The organism is Enterobacter sp. PTB (genome assembly GCF_051130085.1).
GTDB classification, from domain to species: domain Bacteria; phylum Pseudomonadota; class Gammaproteobacteria; order Enterobacterales; family Enterobacteriaceae; genus Enterobacter; species Enterobacter ludwigii.
This window is the reverse complement of the sequence record NZ_JBDKEE010000193.1, coordinates 1-241: the sequence shown is the minus strand read 5'-3', so window position 1 is coordinate 241 and position 241 is coordinate 1. Positions and strand designations below refer to the sequence as shown.

Here is a 241-nt window from a genome sequence, read left to right as displayed (position 1 = left end):
ATCGACGCCTCCAGCCCGTACCTGTACAAGGCGGTGACCACCGGTCAGACCCTGACGTCCGCTGAGTTCAAATGGTACAAAATCAACGATGCCGGTCAGGAAGTGGAGTACTTCAACACCACGCTTGAGAACGTGAAGGTGGTGAAGGTTAACCCGGTGATGCACGACATCAAGGATCCGTCCTACGAGAAGCACAACCACCTGGAGCAGCTTGAGCTGCGCTACGAAAAAATCACCTGGA

The 241-nt window shown here is 54.4% G+C and carries 1 protein-coding gene; it reads left to right on the top strand.

What is annotated here, in order from left to right; all coding sequences use genetic code 11:
- A partial coding sequence (tssD, locus tag AAIR21_RS28210; protein WP_434682885.1) for a type VI secretion system tube protein TssD occupies positions 1-241 on the top strand: 241 nt, incomplete at both ends.